The organism is Nocardia sp. NPDC058480 (assembly GCF_042720495.1).
Taxonomy (GTDB): Bacteria; Actinomycetota; Actinomycetes; order Mycobacteriales; family Mycobacteriaceae; genus Nocardia.
In genome coordinates this window covers 435,103-448,466 of sequence record NZ_JBHXMN010000002.1, presented here as the reverse complement: position 1 = coordinate 448,466, position 13,364 = coordinate 435,103, and the positions used below count along the sequence as shown (strand labels likewise).

Genomic DNA, 13,364 nt, shown 5'->3' with positions numbered 1-13,364 from the left:
TCCTTACCCTGCCGCGATGCCCGTGATGAGCGTGCGATCGCCGACCAGCGCTGTCCGCACCGATTGCTTGGTGTAGGTGGCCGGTGCGCCCGCGGGCCGGAACTCGGTGACCTCCACCGTGAACCGGTCGGCCGCGACAGCGGTGATCCGCACGCAGTGGGTGGTCCCCACCGGGATGGTGTCGATACCGCGCTGGATCACGGCGGCCGGCGAGACGTCGGCGTCGGGGGTGACCACCGCTCTGGCCTGCTCCCCCGATCGGGTCACGTAGTAGGCGTACTGGAAGGCGAGCACGGCGTCGGGACCGGAATCGGTGCCGCCCGCTTCGGCGCTGCGCAGCACGATCTCGGTGCGTTCGGTCGGGCACGAGCCCGCGGTGTCGGCGGTCAGGTTGCCCGCGGTGAAGTGCAGTGGCGGAGCGGCACTGCGGGCGGTGTCGCCGTCGCCGCGTCCGAAGAGCAGGAAGAACACACCGGTCGCGGCGAGGACGAGCACGAGGACCGAGACCGCGAGGACCACCCAGGTGCGCTGCCGTTTCCGGTTCGCGCGCAGGGCGCCGGAGGGTTCGAGCACCCGGGCGTCGTCGTATTCGTCGACGGCGGCGTCGGGCCAGGGGAACTGGACGAGTTCGGCGTCGTAGTCGTCGTCGGGGCCGGGTGCCGGGCTGGCGACCCAGTCCGACCAGCCGCCGGTGAAGTCGCTGCGCCGTCCGGCCAGTTGCGCGGGGGGTGGTGGTACCGGTTCGGGTTCGACCGGGTAGGGCCGCTTGTCGTACTCGGCCGCGGCGATGTCGACGGATTCAGCTGTCGCGTCATCGAACTCGGCGACCCGGTGGACCTGATCGGCCTTCGCGCTCGGCAGGTGCTGAGTGTACGGGTCGCCGACAACTGTCGCCTGTTGCACCGCGTCCCGGCTGTGCGGGTCGCCGGTGGCGTTCGGCTGATCGTCGAGGGCGAGGCTGAACGGTTCCGGCTGACGCTCCCCCACCGTGGCCCGCTCCGGTGTCGGCTCGGCGGTCGGGGCAGACTCCGAACCCGTCGGATATCGGTCGATGCTGTCGTCGTCGCCTGCCACCGGTTCGGTGGTGTCCGGGCGCGCGGGGGCGCCGGCATCGGTCTCGGGCTCCAGCGCCGAGTACCAGCGCGACAATTCGTTGTACGACTTCAACATTCCCCCCTTTCCACGGCGCCGGGCACAGTTCGCATCGAAGACCTCTCGGTGATCAGTTCACAGAGAACGGACGGTTGATGGGTGCGGTGGTTACGGGTGTCGCGGCAGGCGGAGTCGTCGCGCCGCCGGATGAGGCGCCATCGGCTCCTGTCCCGAATGGAAATTGTCCCCCACCGGAGGGTTTGGGTGTCGTAGACGCGCCGGTCGGGCTCGGGAAAATTCCCATACCACGCGAGTCGGACCCGCCGAGCGGTACCGCTCCCTTCCCGGAAACGCCTGCCGCATCACGGGCGAGAGCGGCGAACCACTCGCCGACATACTGCGTCGGTGTCGCGCCGTTCGCACCGACGCCCATGCGCGAGTACGCGTCATGGCGTTGCAGCGTGTCCCAGTAGCGCACCCAGGTGGTGACATCGAGGAGCTCGGCGTTGTCGGTCACGTTCTGCTGAACCGCCGCGAACGCCTCGTTGACCAGCCGCACCCCGGTGGTCGGCGGCACGAGTTGTGGGACCGCGCCTGCCAGTTTCGTCCCGAGCAGGGTCAGCCCGGCCAGTGGATTCGACAATGTGGCCGTGGCCAATTCGCTGATGCTCGCCGGGCTGATCACCGACTTCACCACGGTGGCGACGGCGTTGAGACCGATCATGCCCACCTTCAGCAGCGCGTGATAGGCGGCGTTCACATCGAGTTCGCTGCTCGGGTCCGAGGCATCGGACAGTCGCTGCGAGATCGACTTCTTCGGCGCGACCGACACATCGCCCAGGGTGGCGCCGGAGATGTCCTCCTCGACCACCGCGGTGGCGGTTTTGATGGAGGTGAACGCCAGCGCCTGCGCGATCGAGGTCAACGAGCCGATCGGGTCGCCGCCGGAGAGTTTCGACTGGCTCATGAGGTTGGTGACCGCCCGCACGATCGGCGCGCCCTGCGGTGCGTCGCACGCGAGATCGCCTGTGGCACAAAAGCTCGCGACGCGACCGGTGAGCTTTCCGAAGTCGTCGGCCTGGTCACTTTCCGGTCCGAGTCCACCACCGGAGGCGACCCCTTGGCGCACCGCACCGAGGTTCGCCACGGCGTCACCGGATGTTCCCGGTGCCGCCAGCGGGGCCGTCCGGTCGGGCGCGCCGGGGAACAGTGGCGCGTTCTCGGCGCGAGTCGGGTCGGCGAACAACGCGACCGCGGCGACCTTGTCCGCGGACAATGCCCCGGTGCCCGCGCCGACTTCCTGGGCGAACAACGAGGCGACGTGGGCGCCTTGGGAATATCCGACGACCGCGATCCGGGTGTCCGGGCAACGCCGCGTCACCTGCGTCGCCATCGAGCGCAGTCGCTCCAAGCCGCCGGCGACCGATTCCGTGTACGGCACCGCACCGCCCTGTACCGCACCGCCGAAACCCGCCTCGTAGGGCACGTACGCCCGATCGACGAGTCCCGCGTCGGCCGCCCCGGCCAGCATCGGACGGAACACCGTCGACAGCATCCCGGTGTCGGTGCTCGGCGCCGCGTCGGGCGACGACTCGCCCGTGCCCTGAATCCCCAAGGCGTACAACGCAGGACACGCGGCGAGAGGTACCTGTGTCGACGGCGTGGTGGGTGTACCCTCTTCCGCACCGGCCACCCCCGCCGTAACCGACAGCGAAGCAACGGTGAACGCGATGAGCGTCCCCGTCAGTCGTGTCGTGCACCGAGCAAAATCGATCCGCATCACAGTCCGTTTCCGCTGACCAGTGGAGCGTTGAAACGCACTAAACCGTAACAGATTCCGGGTAACCCAACCCCTGCCCTAATCGGCCCTTCCGCTGCCCCCAGCAAACCCGATGCGGACAGCAACCTTTCGGCGATCACCTGGATGGACAGCGGCCCGGGCACCCTCGTGCGGAGAGTGCCCGGGCCGTAGTCGGGGTCAGGCGGCGGAGGTCACCCGATAGACGTCGTACACGCCTTCGACATTGCGCACCACGTTGAGGAGGTGGCCCAGGTGCTTGGGGTCGCCCATCTCGAAGGTGAACTTGCTGATCGCGACGCGGTCGCCGTGGGTGGCCACCGAAGCCGACAGGATATTGACCTTCTCGTCGGCCAGCACCTTGGTCACATCCGAAAGCAATCGGGTGCGATCGAGTGCCTCGATCTGGATGGCGACCAGGAACACCGACGAGGGCGATGGCGCCCATTCGACCTCGATGATCCGCTCCGACTGTTCCTGCAACGAATCGGCGTTGGTGCAGTCGGTCCGGTGCACACTCACCGAGCCACCGCGGGTCACGAAGCCCATGATCTCGTCGCCCGGCACCGGAGTGCAGCACTTGGCCAGCTTCGCGACCGTTCCCGGCGCACCGGGGATGAGCACACCGGCATCACCGGTGACCCGCTGCCGGGCGGGCGTGGTCGACGGTGTCGACCGCTCGGCCAGCTCGTTCTCGACATCGCCGATGCCGCCGAGCTGGGCCATCAGCCGCTGCACCACATGGTGCGCCGACACCTGATGCTCGCCGACGGCGGTGTAGAGCGTGGAGATGTCGCTGTAGTGCAGTTCGTGCGCGACCGCGGTCATCGCCTCGACGCTCATCAACCGTTGCAGCGGCAGTCCGACGCGGCGCACCTCCTTGGAGATCTGCTCCTTGCCGCTTTCGAGAGCTTCCTCGCGCCGTTCCTTGGCAAACCACTGGCGAATCTTGGCTTTCGCGCGCGGTGAGACCACGAACTTCTGCCAGTCGCGGCTTGGCCCGGCGTTCTGCGCCTTGGAGGTGAACACCTCGACGACTTCGCCGTTCTCCAGCTGCCGTTCCAGCGCCACGAGCCGCCCGTTCACCCGCGCGCCGATGCACTTGTGCCCGACCTCGGTGTGCACGGCGTAGGCGAAGTCGACCGGGGTCGATTTCTGCGGCAGCGTGATCACGTCGCCCTTGGGCGTGAACACGAAGATCTCCGGCGACTTCAGGTCGAAGCGCAGCGATTCCAGGAACTCCGCGGGGTCGGCGGCCTCGCGCTGCCAGTCGAGCAGCTGACGCATCCACGCCATGTCGTCGACTTCGGCGGCGTCACCGGAGTGCTTGCCCTTGGTCTCCTTGTACCGCCAGTGCGCGGCGATGCCGAACTCGGCGGTCCGGTGCATGTCCTGGGTGCGGATCTGCACTTCCAGTGGCTTGCCGTCGGGGCCGACCACGGTGGTGTGCAGCGACTGGTAGACGCCGTAGCGCGGCTGCGCGATGTAGTCCTTGAACCGGCCCGCCATGGGCTGCCACAGCGAGTGCACGACACCGACGGCGGCATAGCAGTCGCGGACTTCCTCGCACAGAATGCGCATGCCGACCAGGTCATGGATGTCGTCGAAGTCTTTGCCCTTGACGATCATCTTCTGATAGATCGACCAGTAGTGCTTGGGCCTGCCTTCGACGATCGCGTTGATCCGCGACGCGGCCAGCGTGTTGGTGATCTCGGCGCGGACCTTCGCCAGGTAAGTGTCGCGCGAGGGTGCGCGGTCGGCGACCAGTCGCACGATCTCGTCGTATTTCTTGGGGTGCAGGATCGCGAAGGCGAGGTCCTCGAGCTCCCATTTGACGGTGGCCATGCCGAGGCGATGCGCCAGCGGCGCGATCACCTCCAGGGTTTCCTTGGCCTTCTTGGCCTGCTTCTCCGGCGGCAGGAAGCGCATGGTGCGCATGTTGTGCAACCGGTCGGCGACCTTGATCACCAGCACGCGGGGGTCGCGCGCCATGGCGATGATCATCTTGCGGATGGTCTCGGCTTCGGCGGCCGAGCCCAGGTTGACCTTGTCGAGTTTGGTGACGCCGTCGACGAGGTGGGCCACTTCCTGGCCGAACTCTTCCTTGAGCTGCTCGAGCGAGTAGCCGGTGTCCTCGACGGTGTCGTGCAGCAGGGCCGCGACCAGGGTGGTCGTGTCCATGCCGAGTTCGGCGAGGATGTTGGCGACCGCGAGGGGATGGGTGATGTACGGGTCGCCGGACTTACGGAACTGCTTGGCGTGGCGTTCATCGGCGACGTCGAAGGCGCGCTGGAGCAAGCCGAGGTTGGCCTTCGGATACAGCTCGCGGTGGACGGTGGCCAGCGGTTCGAGGACCGGCTTGACCGCCGCGATCCCACGTTGACCGGTCATCCGCCGAGCCAGCCGCGCACGGACCCGCCGCGAAGCGGAGCTGGGCACCGAGGCTGTCGGGGACTGCTTGGCGGGTTCGGGGGTTTTCGCCGGGGCACCTTCGCTTGGCGCGGCTCCGGTGGATTCCTGCCCAACCTTCGCCTCGCCGAGTTGTCGAGTCATGCCACCACCTCTCACGCTGCATTCGGACCTGTCGGCCGAGTGCTGCAACCGCCCGGGGCCTCAACTTTAGTCCCCGTACCGACCTGGTGTTCGAGTCACCAGGGTCACAGGCCTGCGGCTAATCCGCTTCTCCGCGGTTTCTGCCGGTTGTTCACGGGCAGCGTAGTGACTTTCCCGGCCTGCGGATAGGTGTTGGAGGAGTGCGTGTGGGGGAACCTGTCAGCGCTCGTCGCCTGGGATCGGGCGGGTGCGGAGGGTGTGGCCGTCGAGACGGCCGGGCGGGACGGCTAGGAGGTCGAGGACGGTGGGCGTGAGGTCTACCAGTGTGGGCGCTGGTCATGGTGCCCGGGGTGAAGTCGGGCCCACGGGCGATGACGAAGTTGGCGGTTTCGGCGGGGGTCTGGCCGCCGTGGCCGCCGGTCGGGAGGTGGCCGTGATCGGTGGTGACCAGGACGGTCCACTGTTCTCGCGGATGGGTGTGCGCGCGCCGGTCGACCGCCGCGACGATCTGGCCGACCAGCACGTCCACCCGGCGGATCGCGGCCAGGTACGCGCGCGACGCTCCGCCGTGCTGATGGCCTGCCAGGTCGATCTGGTCGAGGTGGGTGAAGACCAGATCGGGTCCGGAACGCTCGATCGATGACACCACTTCGGTCGCGGTAGCGGCGTCGGTGTCCGACTCGTCGGGATCGTCGGCGACCGGCGCGGTGGTGAGGGCGACGTCGGCGCGCCGGTCACCGGTGGCCGCGATCGTCGCGATCTGGTGCCAGGTGCCGATGGACATCGTCTGCCGGGCGGGGTCGGCCCGTTCGATCCGGGTGAACACACTCGGGTGCGCCAGGAACGGGCGCGCGCCGAATTCGTTGTCGGTGATCCCGTGCTCGGTGTCCCACACTCCGGTCAGCGCGCTCGCCCACGACGGCCCGGAAATCGTGATGTGCCCCGCGATGTTCCCCTGCGAAAGCAGCCCCTGCGCGGCGAGGTGCCGCAACCGCGGCGCCTGCGCCGAGTCGGCCTTGTCGAACATCAACCCATCGATCCCGATGACGACAACCTTGTTCACCACCGCGCCGACCCCGCGTCGCGGAGCCCCGAACGCGGCTGCCGCGTCAACCGTCGCCCCCACATCGTCGAACGCCGCCACCGAGCCCGCCGCCGACCCGACCAGCGGAATCGTCACCAACGCGGTCACCAGCGCAACCAGCACTTTCGCCGGAGCCGACATCTCGCGCATACCCCTCACAATGAGGGACCACGTTCGCTTCGGCGAGCCCGCCACCACGCCATTCATCGACGTTTCACCAGGTTCGCATCGCCCGTACGCCCCGCTGAACAACCCACGAACCGCACGTTTCGTCCAGCCTCCCGCCAGGATTTCGTCCGTGGATTCCACGAGCCCGCCAGCACTGTTGTCCGCGAATTCCGTTGACAGCAGGGTTGCCGTTGTGGCCCTCTTGGCAGGTGGGGAACCCAGCGCCCGTCCGCATCGCCGCCACCGCCGACTTGCATATGCGTCCGGCCGTCGTAGGCAAGTTCCGTTCCGACTTCCGCCGTTTGGGCACGCACGCCGAAATGCTGCTGCTAGCAGGTGATCTCACCGACGGCGGCACCGAGTACGAGGCCGAACTACTCTGCGACGAACTCCTCGACATCGCCGTGCGGGTCATCGCGGTTCTCGGCAATCATGATCACGACGGCGGCTGCACCGATCTCATCACCGACATGCTCACCGACATCGGAGTCCAAGTGCTGGACGGTGATTCGACGATCCGCACCCTTCGCGGCCACCGCATCGGCATCGCCGGCGTCATGGGCGGGTCCGGCGGCTTCCCCACGCACCCCGGCGACCCGGAGCACGGCACCGACGAACACCGCGCCCTCATGCGCCGCGGCACCGTCGATGCGCACCGCCTCCACCACGCCCTCACCGCCCTCGACACCCCCACCCGCATCGCACTCACCCACTTCTCCCCCACCACCGAAACCCTCACCGGTGAGGCCCCGTCGATCTACCCCGGCCTGGGCTGCGAAGCACTGGGCCAGGCCATCGACACGGCCGCCGCCACCCTGGCCCTGCACGGCCACGCCCACTCCGGCACCGAATACGGCCACACCACCGGAAACGTCCCTGTTCGCAACGTTTCCTACCCGGTCCTCCGCCGCACCTACGCCCTCTACGATCTCGACACGACAGCGTTCGGTCTCTGAGCACGGCAAGCGAAAGGCCCAGCGGCACAGGCGAACACTGACATCGCCGTGGATTCGAGCACCCTTCGCGGCGATGGCCCGCGCCCCGCGGTGCGCTCGACTCGCCGAGCGAAAGCACGCTGTCACCGGCGCGGGTCAGCGCGCGGAGCTGCCCTCGTCGACGTCGAACGCCCACACCACCGCAGGCCGCCCGGTGGCCTTCACCCGGCGACGTTCACCGGTCCGGCCCAGCCCCGGAATCGCGGCGAGCGTCCGGTTGAGGTTGGCCGGGTCGGGACGGGCGCCGTGCAGGGAGGTACTGAGATCGACCGCGCGGGTAGCGGGAAACTCGTCGCCCGCCAGCGCTCGGGTGAGCGTCGCGTCCTTCCAGAGGAGTCCGGCCAGCAAGCCACGGCTGGTGTCGACGATGCGATTGTGGTCGAACGCCAGCGGCGGGACCTCGTCGAAACCCACCCACTCGGCAGGCCCGTCGTGTTCGGCGACCACCGCCCACATGGCGATGGCCAGCGTCGGGCCGCGCGGGTCGCGATGGGGCTCGTCGAACGTGACGAGCTGGCCGACGGCACAGATCGCCTCGGCCGGCACACCGAGTTTGGTGTGTACGGCGCGCCGGGCGGCGTCGACGAGGCGTTCGCCGCGGCCCAGCAGCACGCCGGGTAGCGCGAGTTCGCCGGTGAACGGCTCGAACTCGCGGGGGACGATGCCGAGGCGAACGCCGCTGTCGGCGTCCCAGCACCGCAATGTCACCACGTCGATCGACACAACGGATTGCTCCACGTCACCCCATCCTGCCTCGAGCGGCCCCGCTCCGGGCGCATTGCGTTGTCACCGGCCGATACCGCGGTCACGGTACGGATGCCCCGATTCTTCCCTGCCCACCGACATCACCGACCCGCCACCTCCGGTCGGCACGGAGCGGCGCCGCCGACCTGCTGGACTGATCGCGGGGCACTACTCGACGAGCCCCCCGGGGGTGAGCTCGAGCCTGCGGGTGACCCCGATGTCGTCGAGGAAGCGGTCGTCGTGGCTCACCACGATCAACGCGCCCTCGAAACTCGCCAGTGCCTGAGTGAGGTGGGCGAGGCTGGGGAGGTCGAGGTTGTTGGTCGGTTCGTCGAGCATCAGCAGTTTCGGAGCAGGCTCGGCGAGCAGCAGTGTCGCCAGGGCCGCACGCAATCGCTCGCCGCCCGACAGCGCGGCGGCGGCGATGTCGGCGTCGGCACCGCGGAACAGGAAGCGTGCGAGCTGACCGCGGATCTGTTCCGGTGTCGCGTGCGGCGCGGCGGCGGCGACGTTCTCGAACACCGTTCGCGTTTCGTCGAAGACGTCGAGACGCTGCGGCAGCAACCGCCAGGCCACCTTCGGCCCCTCGGCGACGATCCGGCGCAGCAGGGTGGTTTTGCCCGCTCCGTTCCGCCCGGTCAACGCGATCCGCTCCGGTCCGCTCACGCGCAGGTCGACCACCGGCCCGTTGGCCAGTTCGACCTGCTCCAGGTCGAGCACGTCCTGACCCGGATACAGCCGGGTACCGGGGAGCTCGATGCGGATCTCCCGGTCCGCGCGCACCGATTCCTCGGCGTGGTCGAGGGTTTCGCGGGCAGAGTCGAGTTTGTCGATGTGGGAGTTGCGCAGTTTGCCCGCCGACACCTCGGCGGCGTTCTTGCGCAGTCCCGCAACGATTTTCGGCACCCGCTTGTTGTCCTGCATCTTCTGCGCGAAACGGGCCCGCCGGTCCAGTTTCGTTCGCGCGTCGACGAGTTCGCGCGCCTGCTTGCGCACATCGCTGCGCGCGTCGCGCACGGCAGCGCGCGCCGCCTCTTGCTCGGCCTCGATGATCCGCTCGTAATCACTGAAACCACCGCCGAAGGACCGGATTTCACCCGCACGCAGTTCGGCGATGCCGTCCATCCGGTCGAGTAGTTCACGATCGTGGCTGACCACGATCACGGTGCCGGCGAACTGCCGGATCACCTCGTAGAGCCGCCCGCGGGCGACCGCGTCGAGGTTGTTGGTCGGTTCGTCGAGCAGCAGCACGTCGGGTTCGCGCAATAGTTCGGCGACCAGTCCGAGCAGCACGGTTTCGCCGCCGGAGAGGGTATCGAGGGTGCGGTCCAGGTCGTCGACCGACTTGGCGACATAGTCGAGCCCGAGCCTGCCGAGCAGTGCGACGGCCTCGTCCTCGACCTGCCAGGCCATGCCGACGGTGTCGAAGTCTGCGGGCTCGCCGATACCGCTTTCGATCCGGTGCAGTGCCTCGCGCACCTCGGCGATGCCGAGCACGGCGTCGACCCGCTGACCGGTGCGCATGCCCAGGTCCTGACGCAGGTACCCGAGACTGCCCGGCACGGAGATCGACCCGCGCACCGGCTTCAGCTCACCGGCCAAAAGCCGCAGCAACGTGGACTTTCCGGCGCCGTTGCTGCCGACCAGGCCGACCTGCCCGGGTCCGACGACAGCATCGAGCCCATCGAAGACCGGGGTGCCATCCGGCCAGTGAAAGGTGAGATCGGAAAGAGAAAGAGAGGTCATGCGGATCCCCTGGAGGTGCGACGGATACACGGTGCGCAGAATGCGGACCGCCCGAGAGCGCTACCTCAAGAAATCAACGCGTGACTCCGATCGCCGGGAACAAGACCCTTCATTGATAACACCCCCGGTACCCGGCGCGCCACCCCTTTTCCTCGACCTGTGAGCCCGCTCATGACGCGGCTAGTCTGGAATTCGGGGCGAGCACGCGAGCACAGCCCCACTGGCCGAGGAGTGCGATGTCGGAGACGATTGCGGTGCGGACAGCCGGTCAGAGCGACGTCGAGGCGGCGGCGCGGACGCTGGCCGAGGCCTTCCAGCACGACCCGGTGATGAGCTGGGTCCTGCCCGATCCGCACCGGCGAGCGGTCGGGCTGCGTCGATTCTTCGCCACCATGGCGCGCCACATCTTCGTCCCCGGCGGTGCGTCCGACCTGGCGTTACGCCCGGACGGCACGGTGGGCGGCGCCGCCCTGTGGACCTCGCCGCACCGGGCCGAGACGTCGACGATCACCGAACTTCGCACGTTGCCCGGCATCTGGCGTGCCCTCGGCCGCCGCACCATGGCGGGCAACCAGGTCGGCACCCTGCTGAAAAAGAACCACCCCACAGAACCGCACTGGTACCTGGGAATGATCGGCACCACCCCTGATGCCAGAGGCCGTGGCTTCGGCCACGCCCTGCTGCACTCCCGGCTCGAGCGCGTAGACGCGGACGGCGCGCTCGCCTATCTCGAATCCAGCAACCCGGTCAACGTTCCGTACTACGAACGCTTCGGCTTCACGGTGACGGGCGAACTCCACGTCCCGGGCGGCCCGCCGATCTGGCCGATGCTGCGCGCGGCGCGCTGAGGACGGATCAGAGCTTGACGATCGAGGTCACCGGGTAGTCACCCTGGTGCTCGCGCCCCTTCAGGAACTCGAGTTCCATCACCACGGCGGCGGCGACCACCTCGGCGCCGACCTCCTTGAACAGGGCGGCCGCGGCGGCGAGGGTGCCGCCGGTGGCGAGGACGTCGTCGAGCAGCAGGATCCGCTTGCCCTCGAGGTCGACGCCATCGGCGGGGATTTCCAGTGCGGCGGAACCGTATTCGAGCTTGTACTCACGTGAGACGACCGGCGGTGGGAGCTTGCCGCCCTTGCGGATGGCGAGCACGCCGGTGCCGAGGGTCGCCGCGACGCCCGCGCCGAGCAGGAAGCCACGCGCGTCGACACCGGCCACGAGGTCGGCGTCGGGGGCGATGGCGGCGAAGCAGTCGATGACAGCGCGGAAGCCGGCGGCGTCAGCGAAGACCGGGGTGAGATCGGCGAAACGCACACCCGGCGTGGGGAAGTCGTCGTGCCAGCGGGTCAGCCGAGTGACCGCCTCGGCCGCCTCCGCGGTCCGCTCACTGGCCCGATCGTCGGACTCGACCACCGCGTGCTTGCTCATCAACCCTCGCCTCTCACGTCCACTCATCGCTGCAACACCCAGCGATCCATATTCCACCCGGTACCAGCCTGCGTCGGCCCGGCGATCCCGTTCTGCATGCCGTTGCCGAAGGCGATGGTGCGCGGCGTCGCGAACAACGGAATGCTCGGTAGCTGCGCCCACAGCAGGTTCTCGGCCTCGGTCAGCAGGTTCAGCGTCGCGGTCGAGTTGGCCTCGCCCGCAAGCTGATCGGTGATCGCATCGTAGCGACCGTTAGCGAAGCCACCGAAATCGAGGCCGCTACCTGCCCGCAACGCGGCGAGCGCGACCACACCCGCGCTCGACCCCGCGGGCCCGGGCACCGCGCCGGTTCCGCCGAGTACCGCGTCGACCGCACCCTCGGGAAGCCGCAACGGCGTGAAATCGGGCGCACCCGCGTCGACCACGGTGATTCCCGCCCCGCGACAGGACTCGGCGATCATCGCCACAGTCTGCGCGCGACGCGCGTCCGGCCCCTGATAACCGATCCGCACCGTCGGCTGCGCCGTGCCGGAGGAGGCCAAAGTCGCGGTGGCCGCGGGGATATCGGCGCCGCGATACCGATCGGCGCCCCCGATCACCGCCGGGTAGTACAGCGAATCCTGCTGCACCACATGGGCATTCAGAACACCAGCACCGAGCCCCTGCTTCGGCGGCTCTCCTGCCTTACCGAGGGTGTCGAACAGCGCCTGCCGCGGCACACACTGCGCGAACGCCCGGCGCACCTCCACCCGCGCGAACACCCCGCCGGTAGCGAGCACGAGCTGTTCGGTGCTGCGACTCGCGACCGTCTGCTCGTCGAAACCATCGAGATTCAGGTCCGCGACCGAACCGGCACCGAGATCGACGACCCCGAGTGCGTTCTCCTTCGCCTTGGCGGCGAAGTCGGTGCCCTTGGGCCACACCACGATCCGCTTCGTCTCGGGCGGGTCACCCCACCACTTCTCATTGGCGACCAGCACCAAACCGTCCTTGGCACTGAAGGATTCGATCCGATACGGCCCCGATGACGGGAACTTCGTCAGGTCGAGCGCCCCGGCCCGCACGGTCCAGCCGGTGTTCCAGAAATCGGCGATCCGGCCGATCACCGCACCGTCGCCGGTCTGCAGGGCGTTCACCACATTCGGCACGCCGACCGCCTGCGCCACCACATGCGCGGGCATCACCTCGGCCGCGGTGAACAGCGTCCGCCACGGCAGGTAGTGCTTGCCCGGCCGGAACACCACGGTGGCGTCCTTGGATCCCGGCTGGCAGTCGATCCGCTCGATCTCGTCGTAGCCCGCGGTGCTCGCCGCGTCGAACAACGAGACGGGCCCGCGATCGCCGGGGCGGGTGAACTTGCCCGAGCGGGCCGACCAGGCCAGCACCAAGTCGTCGCAGGAGGTCTTCACCCCGTCGGAGTACACCCCGTCCGGGTTGAGCCGGTACTGCACCGTCTGCGTCTCGCCCGGCACCTCCTTGGCCGTGCCGAAGTCGGTGTCGGCCACCTGCTGGCCATCGGGTCCGGTGTAGAAGAAACCGGTCAGCACGCGGCCGAACACCGCGGTGGCACCGCTACTGGCGCCGAGCGTGCTCGCGCCGTTGTAGCTGGCGACCGCGGCGTCGACCGCGTACCCGATGGAGGGCACCTGGTTCTTCGCCGAGCAGCCGGCCACCACGGAGGTGGTCACGGCCGCCGTGGCGAGCCCGGTGATCAGTCGAATCGTGCTGCGTCGCATGATGAGACCCCCTGCTTGTC

General features: G+C 68.5%; 10 protein-coding genes. 2 read left to right on the top strand and 8 right to left on the bottom strand.

The annotated features are described in order from the left end of the window. Window positions 1–3 precede the first annotated feature (3 nt). From ACFWO8_RS07655 to ACFWO8_RS07640, 4 genes are all read right to left on the bottom strand, one after another. Complete coding sequence (locus ACFWO8_RS07655) at window positions 4–1,170, bottom strand: hypothetical protein (protein WP_378945323.1); 1,167 nt, start codon at window positions 1,168–1,170, stop codon at window positions 4–6. Window positions 1,171–1,222: 52 nt separating this feature from the next. Further along, the gene (locus ACFWO8_RS07650) at window positions 1,223–2,872 is read right to left on the bottom strand and encodes a cutinase family protein (RefSeq protein ID WP_378945320.1); all 1,650 of its coding nucleotides are present in this window, start codon (window positions 2,870–2,872) and stop codon (window positions 1,223–1,225) included. Between the two features lie 198 nt (window positions 2,873–3,070). Then, a complete protein-coding gene (locus ACFWO8_RS07645; protein WP_378945317.1) occupies window positions 3,071–5,443 on the bottom strand; it encodes a RelA/SpoT family protein in 2,373 nt (790 codons plus the stop codon). Between the two features lie 151 nt (window positions 5,444–5,594). Further along, window positions 5,595–6,677, bottom strand: coding sequence for an alkaline phosphatase family protein (locus ACFWO8_RS07640; RefSeq protein WP_378945314.1), 1,083 nt, complete (start codon window positions 6,675–6,677; stop codon window positions 5,595–5,597). Window positions 6,678–6,904: 227 nt separating this feature from the next. Between ACFWO8_RS07640 and ACFWO8_RS07635 the strand changes: the two genes are divergently transcribed. Next, window positions 6,905–7,651 (top strand): metallophosphoesterase, encoded by a 747-nt coding sequence (locus tag ACFWO8_RS07635; protein ID WP_378945311.1) that lies wholly within the window; start codon window positions 6,905–6,907, stop codon window positions 7,649–7,651. Between the two features lie 135 nt (window positions 7,652–7,786). Here the strand turns inward: ACFWO8_RS07635 and ACFWO8_RS07630 are convergent, their stop codons facing one another. Continuing rightward, entirely contained in the window at window positions 7,787–8,428 is a 642-nt protein-coding gene (locus tag ACFWO8_RS07630; protein WP_378945306.1) for an NUDIX hydrolase, read from the bottom strand. A gap of 174 nt (window positions 8,429–8,602) precedes the next feature. Further along, window positions 8,603–10,180 carry an ABC-F family ATP-binding cassette domain-containing protein gene (locus ACFWO8_RS07625; protein ID WP_378945303.1) on the bottom strand — a complete coding sequence of 526 codons (1,578 nt, stop codon included), beginning with the start codon at window positions 10,178–10,180 and terminating at the stop codon, window positions 8,603–8,605. A gap of 236 nt (window positions 10,181–10,416) precedes the next feature. Between ACFWO8_RS07625 and ACFWO8_RS07620 the strand changes: the two genes are divergently transcribed. After that, on the top strand, window positions 10,417–11,028 hold the full coding sequence (locus tag ACFWO8_RS07620; RefSeq protein ID WP_378945299.1) for a GNAT family N-acetyltransferase: 612 nt from the start codon (window positions 10,417–10,419) through the stop codon (window positions 11,026–11,028). 7 nt (window positions 11,029–11,035) lie between these two features. Here the strand turns inward: ACFWO8_RS07620 and ACFWO8_RS07615 are convergent, their stop codons facing one another. Together ACFWO8_RS07615 and ACFWO8_RS07610 are read right to left on the bottom strand one after the other, a co-directional pair. Beyond that, window positions 11,036–11,608 (bottom strand): adenine phosphoribosyltransferase, encoded by a 573-nt coding sequence (locus ACFWO8_RS07615; RefSeq protein WP_378945296.1) that lies wholly within the window; start codon window positions 11,606–11,608, stop codon window positions 11,036–11,038. A 23-nt stretch (window positions 11,609–11,631) separates the two neighbouring features. Next, window positions 11,632–13,344, bottom strand: a complete 1,713-nt coding sequence (locus tag ACFWO8_RS07610; RefSeq protein ID WP_378945293.1) for an ABC transporter substrate-binding protein — start codon at window positions 13,342–13,344, stop codon at window positions 11,632–11,634. Between the last annotated feature and the right edge of the window lie 20 nt (window positions 13,345–13,364).

What these genes read in the sequence shown, in the direction of transcription:
- ACFWO8_RS07610 (WP_378945293.1), bottom strand. Translation starts at nt 13,344, where the DNA reads ATGCGACGCAGCACGATTCGACTGATCACCGGGCTCGCCACGGCGGCC.
- ACFWO8_RS07650 (WP_378945320.1), bottom strand. Translation starts at nt 2,872, where the DNA reads ATGCGGATCGATTTTGCTCGGTGCACGACACGACTGACGGGGACGCTC.
- ACFWO8_RS07640 (WP_378945314.1), bottom strand. Translation starts at nt 6,677, where the DNA reads ATGCGCGAGATGTCGGCTCCGGCGAAAGTGCTGGTTGCGCTGGTGACC.
- ACFWO8_RS07625 (WP_378945303.1), bottom strand. Translation starts at nt 10,180, where the DNA reads ATGACCTCTCTTTCTCTTTCCGATCTCACCTTTCACTGGCCGGATGGC.
- ACFWO8_RS07655 (WP_378945323.1), bottom strand. Translation starts at nt 1,170, where the DNA reads ATGTTGAAGTCGTACAACGAATTGTCGCGCTGGTACTCGGCGCTGGAG.
- ACFWO8_RS07615 (WP_378945296.1), bottom strand. Translation starts at nt 11,608, where the DNA reads ATGAGCAAGCACGCGGTGGTCGAGTCCGACGATCGGGCCAGTGAGCGG.
- ACFWO8_RS07620 (WP_378945299.1), top strand. Translation starts at nt 10,417, where the DNA reads ATGTCGGAGACGATTGCGGTGCGGACAGCCGGTCAGAGCGACGTCGAG.
- ACFWO8_RS07645 (WP_378945317.1), bottom strand. Translation starts at nt 5,443, where the DNA reads ATGACTCGACAACTCGGCGAGGCGAAGGTTGGGCAGGAATCCACCGGA.